We start from the raw sequence: 14,186 nt of genomic DNA, 5'->3' as shown, positions 1-14,186 counted from the left end.
CTCACTGGGCAGGGTCGCGGTGGCGCCAGCGGATCGCGTCGATCTCGGCCAGCAGTTCGGGCGACAGTTCGACCGACCAGGCGGCGACGTCCTCCTCGAGCTGGGCGATGCTGGTGACACCGATGATGGTGCTGGCGACGCGCCAGCTGCGGTAGCAGAAGGCCAGCGCCAGCTGCGTGGGCGTCAGGCCGTGGCGGCGCGCCAGCGCGTTGTACTCGCGCGCCGCGACCAGCGCCTCGTCACGCGCCCAGCGCTGCAAACGCATGCTGGCGAACTGCGCCAGGCGGCCGGTGGCCGCCGGCGCGGCCTCGAAGCCGGTGGCGTCGTACTTGCCGGTCAGCGCGCCGAAACCCAGCGGCGAATACGCCAGCAGGCCGACACCGCTGCGGTGCAGCGCCTCGTCCAGGCCGTTGTCGACGCTGCGGTTGACCAGCGCGTACGGGTTCTGCACGCTGACCACCCGCGGCAGGCCGTGCTGCTCGGCCAGACGCACGAACTCCAGCAGCCCCCACGGCGTCTCGTTGGACAGGCCGACGTGGCGCACCTTGCCGGCCTTCACCAGGCCGGCCAGCGCTTCGAGCTGCTCGCGGATGCCGGTCTGCTCGCGGTCCTTGGCCGGGTCGAAGTACAGGCCGCCGAACATCGGCGCGTTGCGGTTCGGCCAGTGGATCTGGTAGAGGTCGATGACGTCGGTCTGCAGCCGCGCCAGGCTGGCGTCGCAGGCGGCGACGATGTCGGCCGGCGCCAGGTCGAGCGCGCCGCCGCGGATCCAGTCCATGTTGCGCGACGGCCCGGCGACCTTGCTCGCGATCACCAGGCGATCGCGCAGCCCGGGCCGCGCGGCCAGCCAGCGGCCGATGATGGCCTCGGTCGCGCCCTGGGTCTCGGCGCGTGCCGGCACCGGGTACATCTCGGCAGCGTCGAGGAAGTCGATGCCGAGTTCGACGGCACGGTCGAGGATGGCGTGGGCGTCGGCTTCGCCCACCTGTTCGCCGAAGGTCATCGTCCCGAGGCAGATCCTCGAGACGCGGGGGCCGTCGCGGCCCAGGGTCGTGGTGTCCATCGGCGAGAGTGTGCCTCGCCGCGCGGAGGTTCGCCGCACGCAGGGCCGGCGTCAGCAAGGCCGGGGTCAGGTCTCACGCGAAAGGCCGGGGTCAGAAAGGCCGGGGTCAGGTCTCGCGAGACCTGACCCCGTTGAACCGAGGCAGGCCGAGGCAGTCCGGGGTCAGGTCCTGCGGGACCTGACCCCGTCTTCCGTTGTCTTCCGCGCCCCGCGCCTCACCCGCCCCGGCGCGCCCGTTCCTCCTCCTGCAACCGCAGCACGCGGCGCTGCACCTTGCCGGTGGTCGTCATCGGCAGCGCGTCGATGAACTCGATCTCCTTCGGGTACTCGTACGGCGCCAGGCGCTCGCGCACGTGCTGCTGCAGTTCGCCGACCAGCGCCTCGTCGCCCTGCACGCCCGGCGCCAGCACGACGTAGGCCTTGACCACCGCGCCGCGCTCGGCGTCGGGCTTGGGCACGACCGCGGCGTTGGCCACCGCCGCGTGCTTGACGAGGCAGTTCTCGATCTCGCTCGGCCCGATGCGGTAGCCGGCGGCCTTGAAGACGTCGTCGCTGCGGCCCTGGTACCAGAGGTAGCCGTCGGCATCCATCACCGCGGTGTCGCCGGTGCGGCACCAGCTCGCCGCCGGGTCGCCGGTGTACTTGGCGCGGGTCGCGGCGTCGTTGCGCCAGTAGCCGAGGAAAAAGATCGGGTCGGGGTCACCGTGGCGGTCCAGGCGATGCAGCGCGACGTCGCCGGGCACGCCGGGCGGGCACTCGCGGCCTTCGTCGTCGATCACGGCGACACGGTGGCCCGGGTAGGCGCGGCCCATGCTGCCGGGGCGCGCCGGCCAGCCGGGCACGGCGCGACCGGCCTCGTCGACGCTGCGCGCGCAGTTGCCGACGATGTAGTTCATCTCGGTCTGGCCGAACATCTCGTTGACCAGCACGCCCAGCGCGTCGCGGCACCAGGCGAAGACGGCGTCGCCGACGGCCTCGCCGGCGCTCATCACGGCCTCGAGCTTCAGCGCATAACGCTCGGCCGGCGCGGGCACCGCCTTCATCATCGCCTTCAGCGCCGTCGGGAACAGGAAGGTGTGCGTGACGCCGTGGCGCTGCATCAGCTCGAACGCGCGTTCGGGCTGGAAACGGCCGCGGAAGGCGACGATCTCGCGGCCGAAATACAGCGTCGGCAGCAGCGCGTCCATCAGCCCGCCGGTCCAGGCCCAGTCGGCCGGGCTCCAGAACACCGCGTCGCCCTGGAAACCGTTCTGGCTGCAGACGAAACCCGGCAGGTTGCCCAGCAGGGCGCGGTGCGGGATCAACGCGCCCTTGGGCGGGCCGGTGGTGCCGCTGGTGTAGATCAGCACCGCGGCGTCGTCGGCACGCGTGCGTACGGGCTCGAAGCCGGCCGCGCCGCCAGACAGCAGCGCGCGCCAGCCGCAGTCGGCATCGCCCTCGGCCGCGCCGACGCCGACGATCAGCGCCAACGCCGGGCATTCGGCGCGCAGGCGCAGCAGGTGCGCGAGCGTCGCCTCGTCGGCCACCGCCACACGCGCCCCGCTGTCGGCCAGACGCCAGGCCAGCGCCTCGGGACCGAACAGCACCGACAGCGGCATCGCCACCGCGCCCAGCATCGCCACGCCCATCTGCGCGACGGCGGTCTCGGGGCGCTGGGCGAGCACGATCGCGACGCGGTCGCCGCGCCCCACCCCGCGCGCCTCCAACCCGGCGGCAAAAGCCCGCGCCTGGGCCTCGAGCTCGGCGTAACCCAGCGTCCCCGCGGCGCCGCCCTCGTCTTCCCAGCGCAGCGCGTTGCGGCCACTGGCGGCCCAGCGCGTGCAGCAGACCTGGGCGATGTTGAACTCGTCGGGCACCTGCCAGCGCCAGGCGCGGTGCAGGAAATCATGGAAATCGGTGGAATCGCCCGGGACGGTGTCGTGCATCGGCCCAGCTTAGGAGCAGCCCGTCGCGGCGCGAACCCGGTTCAACACCGAGAACGGTCAAGTTCGGCGGCGCGGCGCCGAAATGCCTCCAGAGCAGGCCCAGGCTGCCCGTCAGTGCCGCGGCCGAAGAACACACCGGACCCCCATGTCCTACACCGCTCTCGCCACCGTCGCGCACCGCATCCAGGTCGGCCAGCCGCTGCCCTTCAACGTGCGCAATGCCGACCTCACGCTGCTGCTGGCGCGCGGCCACCGCGTCGCGACCCCGGCGCAGCTGCAGGCGCTGCTCGAACGCGGCGCGCTCGTCGACCTGACCGAGCTGCTAGGCGACCGCGAACGCCTGGCGCAGCTGCCGCGTGAGCAGCTGCCGAGCTTCTGGCGCGACGGCCTGGGCCGCGTCGCCGAGGTGCTGCAGGCCACGCCGGCGCCGGGTTTTCGCGATGCGCTGGACGGCGCCGCGCAGCCGGTGCTGGCGCTGATCGAACGCGACCCTGACCTGGCGATCTTCCAGGTGCTGCGCCAGGAAGGCGGCGACCGCGCGGCCTACGGCGTGCGGCGCTCGGTCGGCGCGGCGATCACCGCCTACCTCGTCGCGCGCCGGCTGCACTGGGACGCCGAGGCCCTCGAACGCACGTTCAAGGTCGCGCTGACGATGAACCTGGCGATGCTCGAGCTGCAGGGCGAACTCGCCGAGCAGCGCACGCCGCTGACGCCGGCGCAGCACGCGGCGCTGCTGCGCCACCCGCTGCGCGGGCGCGAGATGCTGGAGCAGGCCGGCATCACCGACCGCCACTGGCTGCAGGCCGTCGAGCGCCACCACGAGGCCGAGGACGGCAGCGGCTACCCCACCGGCATGCGCGACGTCGGCGAGATCGCCTCGCTGGTGCGGCGCGTGGACACCTACACCGCCAAGCTCGCCGCGCGCGGCCACCGCGGCGCGCTGGCCGCCGACATCGCCGGGCGCCAGATGTTCATGCAGGATCCCGGCCACCCGATGACGCTGGCGCTGGTCAAGGAGTTCGGCATCTACCCGCCGGGCTGCTTCGTGCGCCTGGTGTCGGGCGCGATGGGCGTCGTCGTCGGCCGCGGGCCGACGGTGGCGACGCCGATCGTCGCCTGCCTGATCGGCCCTGGCGGCCGGCCGCTGCCGGCACCGCAGCGTGTCGACACCGCCGAGCGTGTGCACACGGTCTCCGGCGTCGTCGGCGACCACGCCTTCGGCCGCGAGTTCACGGCCGACGAGCTGATGCAGCTGGCGCTGGCCTGATCAGCGCGCGAAGCGCTGCAGCGCCTCGCCGCTGACGCGGCAGATGCGCCAGTCGGGCAGCACCGTCGCGCCCATGCGGCGGTAGAAGCCGATCGCGTTCTCGTTCCAGTCGAGCACGCTCCACTCGAAGCGGCCGCAGCCGCGCTCGACCGCCAGCGCGCCCAGGTGCTCCAGCAGCGCCTGGCCGATGCCGTGGCCGCGCCAGGCCGGCTGCACGTACAGGTCCTCCAGGTACAGCCCGGGCCGGGCCATGAAGGTCGAGAAGTTGGTGAAGAACAGCGCGAAGCCGATGACCTCGCCGCCGCCTTCGGCGACGACCGCCTCGGCCACCGGGCGTTCGCCGAACAGATGCGGCTCCAGCGCCTCCGGCGTGGCCTGGCAGACGTGGGACAGACGTTCGAACTCGGCGAGTTCGCGGATCAGCGCGGTGATGGCCGGCAGGTCGCGCCGCTCGGCCGGGCGCAGGGAGAAGGCGGGCGTGGTCATGGCGGCATTGTCGCGTGCAGGACCGGCGCGCCGGCCGCGCGGCGCCTAGCATCGGCCGCATGGACACCGCCTGCTACACGCCACGCCGCCTGCCCGCTGCCGAGACCGTCGCGCTGCGCGGCCTGCGCTGCCACGTCCGCCGCTGGGGCGACAGCGCGCCGGCCGGCACGCGGCCGCTGGTGCTGCTGCACGGCTGGATGGACTGCGGCGCTTCGTTCCAGTTCCTGGTCGACGCGCTGGCCGAGGCCGAGGGCATCGAGCGCCAGATCTTCGCGCCCGACTGGCGCGGCTTCGGCCTGACCGAGGCGCCGCCGACCGACACCTACTGGTTCCCCGACTACCTGGCCGACCTCGACGCCCTGCTCGACGCGCTGGCGCCCGACGGCGCCGTCGACCTGCTCGGCCACAGCATGGGCGGCAACGTCGCGATGAGCTATGCCGCGCTGCGCCCGCAGCGCGTGCGCCGGCTCGTCAACCTGGAAGGCTACGGCCTGCCGGCGACCACGCCCGAGGACGCACCGGCGCGCCTCGTGCAGTGGCTCGACGAGCTGAAGACGGCGCCGGTGCTGCGCGACTACGCCGACGGCGCCGAGGTCGCCGCGCGGCTGAGGAAGAACAACCCGCTGCTGCCCGCCGACAAGGCGGCCTGGCTGGCGAGGCAGTGGTCGGCGCCGACGCCCGAGGGCCGCCGGCGGCTGCTCGCCGACCCGGCGCACAAACGGGTCAACCCGATGCTGTACCGGCGCGAGGAGGCGGTCGCGACCTGGCGCCGCATCACCTCGCCGCTGCTCTTCGTCGAAGGCGACCGCGGCGAGTTCGAGACCTGGTGGGGCCACCGTTACCCGCGCGAGGACTTCGAGTCCCGCCTGGCCGTCGTGCCGCGGCTGGAACGCGAGCGTCTCGCGCCCTGCGGCCACATGGTGCACCACGACCAGCCCGAGGCGCTGGCGCGGCGGCTGGTCTCGTTCCTCGGGGGATCTCCGGCAGATCCCGATGCGTGCCTGTGCACATCGGCATGAGAAAATGGCTGTTTGCGCCCGCTGGGCGCCAATCCCAAGAAGACACATGGACATCGAACACATCAACTCGATCGGCACGCTGCTCGCCGACCTGAGTGCCCGCACCGAGCAGCTCCGGGGGTATCTTTGACTACGACCGCAAAGCTCTGCGGCTGAACGAAGTCAATGCCGCGCTGGAGAACCCCAGCGTCTGGAACGAACCCAAGCGCGCCCAGGAACTGGGGCGCGAGAAGAAGTCGCTGGAAGACGTCGTCGGCACGATCGACCACCTCGCCAGCAACCTGTCCGACAACCTCGAGCTCTACGAGATGTCGAAGGCCGACGAGGACTTCGACGGCATCGCCGCGATCGAGGTCGAGGCCCACGCGCTGCGTGAGATCGTCGAGCGGCTGGAGTTCCGCCGCATGTTCGCCAACCCGGCGGACCCGAGCAACTGCTTCATCGACATCCAGGCCGGCGCCGGCGGCACCGAAGCCTGCGACTGGGCCAGCATGCTGCTGCGCCAGTACCTGAAGTACTGCGAGAAGAAGGGCTTCAAGGCCGAGGTCATGGAAGAGACCGAAGGCGACGTGGCCGGCATCCGCAGCGCGACGCTGAAGATCGAGGGTGACTACGCCTTCGGCCACCTGCGCACCGAGACCGGCGTGCACCGCCTCGTGCGCAAGAGCCCGTTCGACTCCGCGGGCGGGCGCCACACCAGCTTCGCCAGCCTCTTCGTCTACCCCGAGGTCGACGACTCGATCGAGATCGAGATCAACCCGGCGGACGTGCGCACCGACACCTTCCGCGCCTCGGGCGCGGGCGGCCAGCACATCAACAAGACCGACTCGGCGGTGCGCCTGACGCACATCCCGACCGGCATCGTCGTGCAGTGCCAGAACGACCGTTCGCAGCACCGCAACCGCGACGAGGCCTGGGCCATGCTGCGCAGCCGGCTCTACGAGCACGAGATGCGCAAGCAGATGGAAGCGCAGCAGAAGCTCGAGGACAGCAAGACCGACGTCGGCTGGGGCCACCAGATCCGCAGCTACGTGCTCGACCAGAGCCGCATCAAGGACCTGCGCACCGGCGTGGAAATCAGCAACACGCAGAAGGTCCTCGACGGCGACCTCGACCCGTTCATCGAGGCCAGCCTGAAGCAGGGCCTGTGATGGCGGCGCGCCGCTACGCCGCGCTGCTGCTGGACATGGACGGCACGCTGCTCGACAGCATGCCGATCCACCAGCAGGCCTGGGGCCGCTGGCACGCGGAGCTGGGCCTGCCGTTCGACGACGCCCGCTTCTTCGAGCAGACGGCCGGCCGCGCCAACGACGAGGTCCTCTCGGGCCTGTTCCCGGCGATGCCGGCGGCCGAACGCGCGGCGCTGGCCGAACGCAAGGAAGCGCTGTACCGCGAAGCCGCGGCCGGCGCGCTGCAGTACGTCGCCGGCGCCCAGGCCTTTCTGCAGCAGGCGCGCGCGGCGGGCTTCAAGCTCGCCGTCTGCACCGCGTCGCCGGCGGTCAACCTGAAGATCGCCTTCGATCGTTTCGGGCTCGACCGCCTTGTCGACGCCGTCGCCAGCCCCGCCGACGGCCTGCGCGGCAAGCCGCACCCGGACATCTTCGTCGAAGCCGCACGCCGCCTGGGCGTCGCCGCGGCCGACTGCCTCGTCTTCGAGGACGCGCCGCTGGGCGTCGAAGCCGCGCGCCGCGCCGGCATGGACGCCGTGGCGCTGGCCACCACCCTGCCGCCGAGCGCCTTCGACGGCTATCCGAACCTCCTCGCCACGATCCCCGATTTCGTTGGCGTCGACCCGACCACTTTCATCCCGCGAGAACCCCACCATGCGTGAAGGCCCCGCCACCGTCGTGCACCGCCAGGACTACGCCGCCCCGGCGTACTGGATCCGCAAGGTCGAGCTCTGCTTCGACCTGGACCCCGTCAAGACCATCGTCTCGAGCAAGCTGCACATCGAGCGCAACCCGGCCGCCGAGCCGCAGCCGCTGAAGCTGCACGGCGAGGACATCACCGTGCTGCGCGTGATGGCCGCCGGCGAGAGCGTGTCGTTCCGCCACGAGGACAAGCTGCTCGTCATCGACAACCCGCCGGCCGGCGAGCAGTTCGTGCTCGAGATCCGCAACACCTGCAGCCCCGAGAAGAACACCCAGCTGTCGGGCCTGTACACCTCGGGTGGCGGCTTCTTCACGCAGTGCGAGGCCGAGGGTTTCCGCCGCATCACCTACTTCCTCGACCGTCCCGACGTGATGGCGGTCTACACGGTGACGCTGCGCGCCGACAAGAAGAAGTACCCGGTGCTGCTGTCCAACGGCAACCTCGTCGAGCAGGGTGAACTGGACGGCGGCCGCCACTTCGCCGTCTGGCACGACCCCTTCCCCAAGCCCAGCTACCTGTTCGCGCTGGTCGCCGCCGATCTCGTCTGCCGCGAGCAGAAGATCCGCACCCGCGCCGGCAAGGAGCACCTGCTGCAGGTCTTCGTGCGCCGCGGCGACCTCGGCAAGACCGAGCACGCGATGGCCTCGCTGGTGGCCTCGGTGGTCTGGGACGAAGCCCGCTTCGGCCTGCCGCTGGACCTCGAACGCTTCATGATCGTCGCGGTCGAGGACTTCAACATGGGCGCCATGGAGAACAAGGGCCTGAACATCTTCAACACGAAGTTCGTTCTGGCCAGCCCCGCCACCGCGACCGACGTCGACTTCGCCGGCATCGAGAGCGTCGTCGGCCACGAGTACTTCCACAACTGGACCGGCAACCGCATCACCTGCCGCGACTGGTTCCAGCTGTCGCTGAAGGAAGGCCTGACGGTCTTCCGTGACCAGGAGTTCTCGATGGACATGGCCGGCTCGCCTTCCGCGCGCGCCGTCAAGCGCATCGAGGACGTGCGTGCGCTGCGCGCCAGCCAGTTCCCCGAGGACGCCGGCGCGATGGCGCACCCGGTGCGCCCGGACAGCTACGCCGCGATCGACAACTTCTACACCGCCACCGTCTACGAGAAGGGCTCCGAAGTCGTGCGCATGATGCAGACGCTGGTGGGCCGTGAAGGCTTCGAGCGCGGCATCACGCTGTACTTCGAGCGCCACGACGGCCAGGCCGTGACCTGCGACGACTTCGCCCAGGCGATCGCCGACGCCAACCCCGGCAGCGAGCTCGCCACGCGGCTGGAGAGCTTCAAGCGCTGGTACTCGCAGGCCGGCACGCCGCGGCTGAAGGCGCGTGGCGTCTACGACGCCGAAGCCCGCCGCTACACGCTGACGCTGACCCAGTCCGCCCTGCCCTCGCCCGGCCAGCCGACCAAGCAGCCCTTCGTGATCCCGGTGCTGGCCGCGCTGCTGGGCCGCGACGGCCGCACGCTGGCCGCCGAGCGCCTGCTGGTGCTCGACAGCGCCGAGCAGCAGTTCGTCTTCGAGGACGTCGACGCCGAACCGGTGCCGTCGCTGCTGCGCGGCTTCAGCGCGCCGGTGATCCTGGACGACGGCCTGGGCGACGCCGAGCTGCTGACGCTGCTGGCCCATGACAGCGACGCCTTCAACCGCTGGGAAGCCGGCCAGCGCCTGGCGCTGGCGCGCCTGCTGGCGGCGGTCGAACAGGCCGCGCCGGTGACGCTGGACGAGGCTTTCGTCGAGGCGATGCGCACCGTGCTGCGCGACCCGGCACTCGACCCGGCCTTCAAGGAACTGGCGCTGACGCTGCCCAGCGAAGGCTACGTCGCCGAGCAACTGGCCACCTTCGACCCGCAGCGCATCCACGCCGTGCGCGAGCACTTCCGTGAACAGCTGGCCAGCACGCTGCACGCCGACTGGGCCGAGGCTTTCGAGGCCAACCTGGTGCACGAAGGCTACGCGCCGACGCCGGCCCAGGCCGGCCGCCGCGCGCTCGCCAACCTGGCGCTCGCCATGCTGTGCCTGCACGCCGTGCGCAGCGGCAACCCGGTGTGGCCGGGCCGCGCCTACCAGCGTGTCAAGGACGCCAGCAACATGACCGACCGCATCGGCGCGCTGGCCGCGCTGGTGCACTCGCACTCCGAGCTGGCCGAGCCGGCGCTGGAGCGCTTCCACGCCATCGCCGGCGGCGAGCCGCTGGTCGTCGACAAGTGGTTCGCGCTGCAGGCCCAGGCCAGCGAGCCGGTCGGCGCCGGCCACGGTCGTTCGTTCGCGCGCGCCAAGGCCCTGCTCAAGCACCCGGACTTCTCGCTGAAGAACCCGAACCGCGCACGCAGCCTGATCTTCCAGCTGTGCATGAACAACCCGGCCGCCTTCCACCGCGCCGATGCCGCCGGCTACGTGTTCTGGGCCGAGCGCCTGCTGGAGATCGACCCGATCAACCCGCAGCTGGCCGCCCGCCTGGCGCGCGTGATGGACCGCTGGACGGCGCTGGCCGAGCCCTACCGCAGCGCCGCGCGCGAGGCGCTGGCGCGTGTGGCCGCCAAGCCCGACCTCAGCGACGACGTGCGCGAGGTGCTCGGCCGCGCGCTGGAGGCCCAGCAATGAAGCGCGTCAGCCTGACCCAGTACCTCGTCGAGCAGCAGCGCGAGCACGGGATGATCCCGGGCCAGCTGCGCCTCTTGATCGAGGTCGTCGCACGCGCCTGCAAGCGCATCGCGATCGCCGTCAACAAGGGCGCGCTCGGCGACGTGCTCGGCTCGGCCAGCAGCGAGAACGTGCAGGGCGAGGTGCAGAAGAAGCTGGACATCATCAGCAACGAGGTGCTGATCGAGGCCAACGAGTGGGGCGGCCACCTCGCGGCGATGGCCAGCGAGGAGATGGACTCGATCCACGTCGTGCCCAACCGCTACCCGCAGGGCGAGTACATGCTGCTGTTCGACCCGCTGGACGGCTCGAGCAACATCGACGTCAACGTCTCGATCGGCACGATCTTCAGCGTGCTGCGCAAGGTCGGCCACACGCGCGGCGTCAGCGAGGACGACTTCCTGCAGCCCGGCAAGCACCAGGCCGCGGCCGGCTACTGCATCTACGGCCCGCAGACCCAGCTGGTGCTGACGGTGGGCAACGGCGTCGTCGCCTTCACGCTGGACCGCGAGACCGGCTCCTGGGTGCTGACGCAGTCGGACATCCGCATTCCCGAGGACACGAAGGAATTCGCGATCAACATGTCCAACATGCGCCACTGGGCGCCGCCGATGCGCCGCTACGTCGAGGAATGCCTGGCCGGCAAGACCGGCCCGCGCGGCAAGGACTTCAACATGCGCTGGGTGGCCAGCATGGTCACCGACGTGCACCGCATCCTGATGCGCGGCGGCATCTTCATGTACCCGTGGGACCAGCGCGAGCCCGAGAAGCCGGGCAAGCTGCGCCTGCTCTACGAGGCCAACCCGATGGCCTTCCTCGTCGAGCAGGCCGGCGGCGCGGCGACCAACGGCCGCGAGCGCATCCTCGACGTCGTGCCGTGCAAGCTGCACGAGCGCGTGTCGGTGATGCTGGGCTCGCGCAACGAGGTCGACCGCGTCACCGCCTACCACCAGCAAACCGAGTGAAGCCTGACAATCCCCTGTTCTAGGTATTCCTGATCGGGCGGGCACTAGACTTCCCGGTGACGCTCACCGGCCCGCCCCTCCAGACCATGCTGCCCAAGACGATCGCCCTCGTCGACGACGACGCCGACTTCACCGACACCTTCGCCGCCTTCCTGCGCCGCGAGGGGGTCGAGGTCCGGGTGTTCGCCGACAGCAACGACCTGCTGGCCAGCGAATCGCCGTTCGGCTGGGACTTCTACGTCATCGACCTGATGCTGCCCGGCGTCGTCGGCGAGGAGCTGATCCGCATCCTGCGCCGGCGCACCGACGCCGGCGTGCTCGTCGTCTCGGGCAAGGTCGGCGCGTCGACCTTCGCCACCGTCGTCGACGCCGGCGCCGACATGTACCTCGAGAAGCCGGTCTCGATGGAGCAGATCCTGCTCGTCATCCGCGCGCTGCAGCGCCGCGCCGTGATGCGCGGCCAGCGCGACCAGAGCTGGGTCGTCGACCTGCGCGCCGCGCAGTTGCAGGCCCCGGACGGCGCCCGGGTCGAGCTGAGCGACACCGACCTCACGGTGCTGCGCTGCTTTCTCGACGCCGAGGGCGGCGTCGTGACACGCGACACGCTGATCCAGCGCCTGGGCCGCGACAACACCAGCACGCTGGACAACACGCTGCACGCGACGATCTACCGTCTGCGCCGGCGCATCGAGAAGGCCTCGACCAGCCTGGTGCCGCTGCAGTCCGAGCCGCGCATCGGCTACGTCTTCCGCGCGCCGCTGAAGTCGCTTTGAGGCCTTGGCGGCGGCGCGTCAGCCGCCGTCCTCCTGCCCCTGCGGCACGGTCAGCGTGAAGACGCTGCCGCCAGCATCGCTGCGCACCTCGGCCGTGCCGCCCTGCAGCTGCAGCGCGCGGCGCACGATGAACAGCCCCAGCCCCTGGCCGTGCACGTCGTGGCGGCCGCGCACGCCGCGTTCGAACACCCGCGGCAGCAGCGCCGGCGCGATGCCGGGCCCCTCGTCGGCAACCTCGAAGACCACCGCCAGCGGCTCCTCGCTGTCGACGATGCGCAGCGTCACCGGCGTGCCCGGCGTCGCGTAGGCCAGCGCGTTGGCGAGCACGTTGCGCAGCGCCAGACGCATCAGCCCGACGTCCATCGCCGCGGTGCGCACGGCGCTGTCGCGCTGCAGGCGCACCCGCGGGCGCTCCTCCTCGGGCAGGTCGCCGAGCACGAGGCCGACCAGCATGTCCAGATCGGTGTCGCGCAGCGGCGGCGCGCGGTCCTCGATCATCCGCGTCGACACGGCCAGCGTGTTGTCCAGCGAACGCGTGATCTCGCGCAGCACCCGGCGCGCGCGGTCCAGCCCGGGCACCGCCGGCACCGCGCCGTGCATGGCGTCGGCCACGCCCTGCAGCACGGCCTGGGCGTTGTGCAGCGGCTGGCGCACCTCGTGCGAGATCACGCGCAGCAGCTCCTGGCGCTCGTCGGACAGCGCACGCAACGCCTGCGCCTGCTGCTCGGCCAGTTCACGCTGCTCGGTGACTTCGGCGAGCTGGGCGCCGCGCAGCCGCGCCCGGCGTTCGGCCATCTCGATCGCGAAACCGACATAACCCAGGTTGGCCCACAGCGCCGTCAGCATCCAGGCCAGCAGCAGCAGCTCGGTGTCGAAAGCCGTCGCCAGCTGGCTGGGGCTGGCGCCGAGGCCGCTGAAGACGGCGGCCAGCCGCGCCAGCAGCAGCAGCGCGACGACCCCGTAGGCCCAGCCCACCATCGCCGCGCTGCGGCTGGCCCGCGCACGGCTCAAGGCCCGCGCCTCGTGCCACAGCGCCAGCGAGGCCAGGGTGTTGAACGCCAGGTTGCCGAGCACACGCCAGCGTGGGTCGACCGCGTCGAGCAGCGGCACCGCCGTGCAGGCCAGCGTCACCAGCGCCGCCAGCATGCCCCAGGGCAGCGGCCGCTCGCGTTCACGGTGCAGCGCCGCCCAGCGCAGCGCGAAGCCGGCATAACCGAAGATGTTGGCGGCGACGATCGCCGGCAGGTGCGGCAGCGCCCCGCGCGCGGCGTAGACCAGCATCATCACGCCGGCCATCGCCGAGCCGGCGCACCACAGCAGCGTGCTGCGGCGGTCGTGGCGCCCGGTCAGCACGGTCCAGACCGCGGCCGCCAGGCCGAGGTGGATCAGTCCGACCAGCACCCAGGTCGTGGCGACGTCCAGCGGCAGCGGTGCAAGCATGGCGGCGGAGGATAAGGGCGGCCCGGCGGTGCGCCGCGGCGCTCAGCGCGCCAGCCGCGACGCCGGGTCCAGCAGCTCGACCAGCAGGTCCTCGTGGGCCTGACGCCACTGCGCCATCTCGGCCGCACCGGGCGCGCGGATGACGAGCTCGCGCATCGTCGCGTGGATCAGCGGCGACAGCGCCAGCCACGGCGCCCGCGACAGCACGCTGGGCGTGGCGCCGGCGGCCTCGCGCGCGGCCAGCGCACGCTGCAGCACCGCCTCGTACGGGCCGATGACCTGGCGGTCCCAGAGCTCCAGCAGATGGCCGACACGCTCGCGCTCGGCGATCATCAGCCACAGCACGCGCAGGCCGGCCGGGTCGGCGATCTGGGCGTACAGCCGGTCCACCAGCCAGGCCGCGAACTCGCGTGTCGGCACGCGGGCGTCGGGTTCGGGCATGCCCTCCAGCGAAGGCATCGCCAGCGAACGCCGCAGCAGCGCCTCGAACACCGCGTCCTTGCTGTCGAAGTGCGCGTACAGCCCGCCCTTGGACAGGCCGGCACGGCGGGCGATGTCGTCCATGCGCGTGTCGCCGTAGCCGCGTTCACAAAACTCCACCAGCGCCGCGTCGAGGATCTGCTGGACGCGGACCTCGGGCGACAGCCGGCGGCGCGGCGCGCTGGCGGGGGCCTGGGCGGGTTCCATCGCGCAATGTTATCTCGCGGCCAGGGCCACGGTTCACT

12 protein-coding genes are annotated in these 14,186 nt (G+C 71.7%); 7 read left to right on the top strand and 5 right to left on the bottom strand.

Features of this window, described 5'->3' with window-relative positions:
- Nucleotide 1 precedes the first annotated feature (1 nt).
- Together G5B56_RS14045 and G5B56_RS14040 are read right to left on the bottom strand one after the other, a co-directional pair.
- Entirely contained in the window at nucleotides 2-1,063 is a 1,062-nt protein-coding gene (locus G5B56_RS14045) for an aldo/keto reductase (RefSeq protein ID WP_009856397.1), read from the bottom strand.
- 215 nt (nucleotides 1,064-1,278) lie between these two features.
- On the bottom strand, nucleotides 1,279-2,988 hold the full coding sequence (locus tag G5B56_RS14040; RefSeq protein WP_164963602.1) for an acyl-CoA synthetase: 1,710 nt from the start codon (nucleotides 2,986-2,988) through the stop codon (nucleotides 1,279-1,281).
- A 145-nt stretch (nucleotides 2,989-3,133) separates the two neighbouring features.
- Here G5B56_RS14040 and G5B56_RS14035 point away from each other — a divergent pair, with 145 nt between their 5' ends.
- Nucleotides 3,134-4,255, top strand: coding sequence for an HD-GYP domain-containing protein (locus G5B56_RS14035; RefSeq protein ID WP_164963601.1), 1,122 nt, complete (start codon nucleotides 3,134-3,136; stop codon nucleotides 4,253-4,255).
- Here G5B56_RS14035 and G5B56_RS14030 read toward each other — a convergent pair whose 3' ends face one another.
- Nucleotides 4,256-4,741: a GNAT family N-acetyltransferase gene (locus tag G5B56_RS14030; RefSeq protein WP_009856394.1), complete on the bottom strand. Its 486-nt coding sequence runs from the start codon at nucleotides 4,739-4,741 to the stop codon at nucleotides 4,256-4,258.
- A gap of 59 nt (nucleotides 4,742-4,800) precedes the next feature.
- Between G5B56_RS14030 and G5B56_RS14025 the strand changes: the two genes are divergently transcribed.
- From G5B56_RS14025 to G5B56_RS14000, 6 genes are all read left to right on the top strand, one after another.
- Nucleotides 4,801-5,760 (top strand): alpha/beta fold hydrolase, encoded by a 960-nt coding sequence (locus tag G5B56_RS14025; protein ID WP_164963600.1) that lies wholly within the window; start codon nucleotides 4,801-4,803, stop codon nucleotides 5,758-5,760.
- A 46-nt stretch (nucleotides 5,761-5,806) separates the two neighbouring features.
- Nucleotides 5,807-6,911 (top strand): peptide chain release factor 2 gene (gene prfB, locus G5B56_RS14020; protein WP_164963599.1). Its coding sequence is split into 2 segments (ribosomal slippage): nucleotides 5,807-5,887 and nucleotides 5,889-6,911, totalling 1,104 coding nucleotides; the frame shifts between segments, so codons are not numbered across the junction.
- Nucleotides 6,911-7,591: an HAD family phosphatase gene (locus G5B56_RS14015; protein WP_164963598.1), complete on the top strand. Its 681-nt coding sequence runs from the start codon at nucleotides 6,911-6,913 to the stop codon at nucleotides 7,589-7,591. Before prfB ends, G5B56_RS14015 begins: the two co-directional genes overlap by 1 nt.
- Entirely contained in the window at nucleotides 7,584-10,244 is a 2,661-nt protein-coding gene (gene pepN / locus G5B56_RS14010; protein ID WP_164963597.1) for an aminopeptidase N, read from the top strand. Before G5B56_RS14015 ends, pepN begins: the two co-directional genes overlap by 8 nt.
- Complete coding sequence (locus G5B56_RS14005) at nucleotides 10,241-11,248, top strand: class 1 fructose-bisphosphatase (protein WP_009856389.1); 1,008 nt, start codon at nucleotides 10,241-10,243, stop codon at nucleotides 11,246-11,248. The genes pepN and G5B56_RS14005 overlap by 4 nt, the downstream gene beginning before the upstream one ends.
- An 86-nt stretch (nucleotides 11,249-11,334) precedes the next feature.
- Nucleotides 11,335-12,021 (top strand): response regulator transcription factor, encoded by a 687-nt coding sequence (locus tag G5B56_RS14000; protein WP_009856388.1) that lies wholly within the window; start codon nucleotides 11,335-11,337, stop codon nucleotides 12,019-12,021.
- 18 nt (nucleotides 12,022-12,039) lie between these two features.
- On the opposite strand, the gene G5B56_RS13995 is transcribed toward G5B56_RS14000, so the two are convergent.
- A complete protein-coding gene (locus tag G5B56_RS13995; RefSeq protein ID WP_164963596.1) occupies nucleotides 12,040-13,461 on the bottom strand; it encodes a sensor histidine kinase KdpD in 1,422 nt (473 codons plus the stop codon).
- A gap of 42 nt (nucleotides 13,462-13,503) precedes the next feature.
- Nucleotides 13,504-14,148 carry a TetR/AcrR family transcriptional regulator gene (locus G5B56_RS13990; RefSeq protein WP_009856386.1) on the bottom strand — a complete coding sequence of 215 codons (645 nt, stop codon included), beginning with the start codon at nucleotides 14,146-14,148 and terminating at the stop codon, nucleotides 13,504-13,506.
- Nucleotides 14,149-14,186 lie beyond the last annotated feature (38 nt).

It is taken from the genome of Rubrivivax sp. JA1026, assembly GCF_011065555.1.
Taxonomy (GTDB): Bacteria; Pseudomonadota; Gammaproteobacteria; order Burkholderiales; family Burkholderiaceae_C; genus Rubrivivax; species Rubrivivax benzoatilyticus.
Note: the sequence above shows the minus strand (reverse complement) of the source record. Positions and strands in the feature narration are given on the sequence as shown.

What these genes read in the sequence shown, in the direction of transcription:
- G5B56_RS14045 (WP_009856397.1), bottom strand. Translation starts at nt 1,063, where the DNA reads ATGGACACCACGACCCTGGGCCGCGACGGCCCCCGCGTCTCGAGGATC.
- G5B56_RS14040 (WP_164963602.1), bottom strand. Translation starts at nt 2,988, where the DNA reads ATGCACGACACCGTCCCGGGCGATTCCACCGATTTCCATGATTTCCTG.
- G5B56_RS14035 (WP_164963601.1), top strand. Translation starts at nt 3,134, where the DNA reads ATGTCCTACACCGCTCTCGCCACCGTCGCGCACCGCATCCAGGTCGGC.
- G5B56_RS14030 (WP_009856394.1), bottom strand. Translation starts at nt 4,741, where the DNA reads ATGACCACGCCCGCCTTCTCCCTGCGCCCGGCCGAGCGGCGCGACCTG.
- G5B56_RS14025 (WP_164963600.1), top strand. Translation starts at nt 4,801, where the DNA reads ATGGACACCGCCTGCTACACGCCACGCCGCCTGCCCGCTGCCGAGACC.
- G5B56_RS14015 (WP_164963598.1), top strand. Translation starts at nt 6,911, where the DNA reads ATGGCGGCGCGCCGCTACGCCGCGCTGCTGCTGGACATGGACGGCACG.
- pepN (WP_164963597.1), top strand. Translation starts at nt 7,584, where the DNA reads ATGCGTGAAGGCCCCGCCACCGTCGTGCACCGCCAGGACTACGCCGCC.
- G5B56_RS14005 (WP_009856389.1), top strand. Translation starts at nt 10,241, where the DNA reads ATGAAGCGCGTCAGCCTGACCCAGTACCTCGTCGAGCAGCAGCGCGAG.
- G5B56_RS14000 (WP_009856388.1), top strand. Translation starts at nt 11,335, where the DNA reads ATGCTGCCCAAGACGATCGCCCTCGTCGACGACGACGCCGACTTCACC.
- G5B56_RS13995 (WP_164963596.1), bottom strand. Translation starts at nt 13,461, where the DNA reads ATGCTTGCACCGCTGCCGCTGGACGTCGCCACGACCTGGGTGCTGGTC.
- G5B56_RS13990 (WP_009856386.1), bottom strand. Translation starts at nt 14,148, where the DNA reads ATGGAACCCGCCCAGGCCCCCGCCAGCGCGCCGCGCCGCCGGCTGTCG.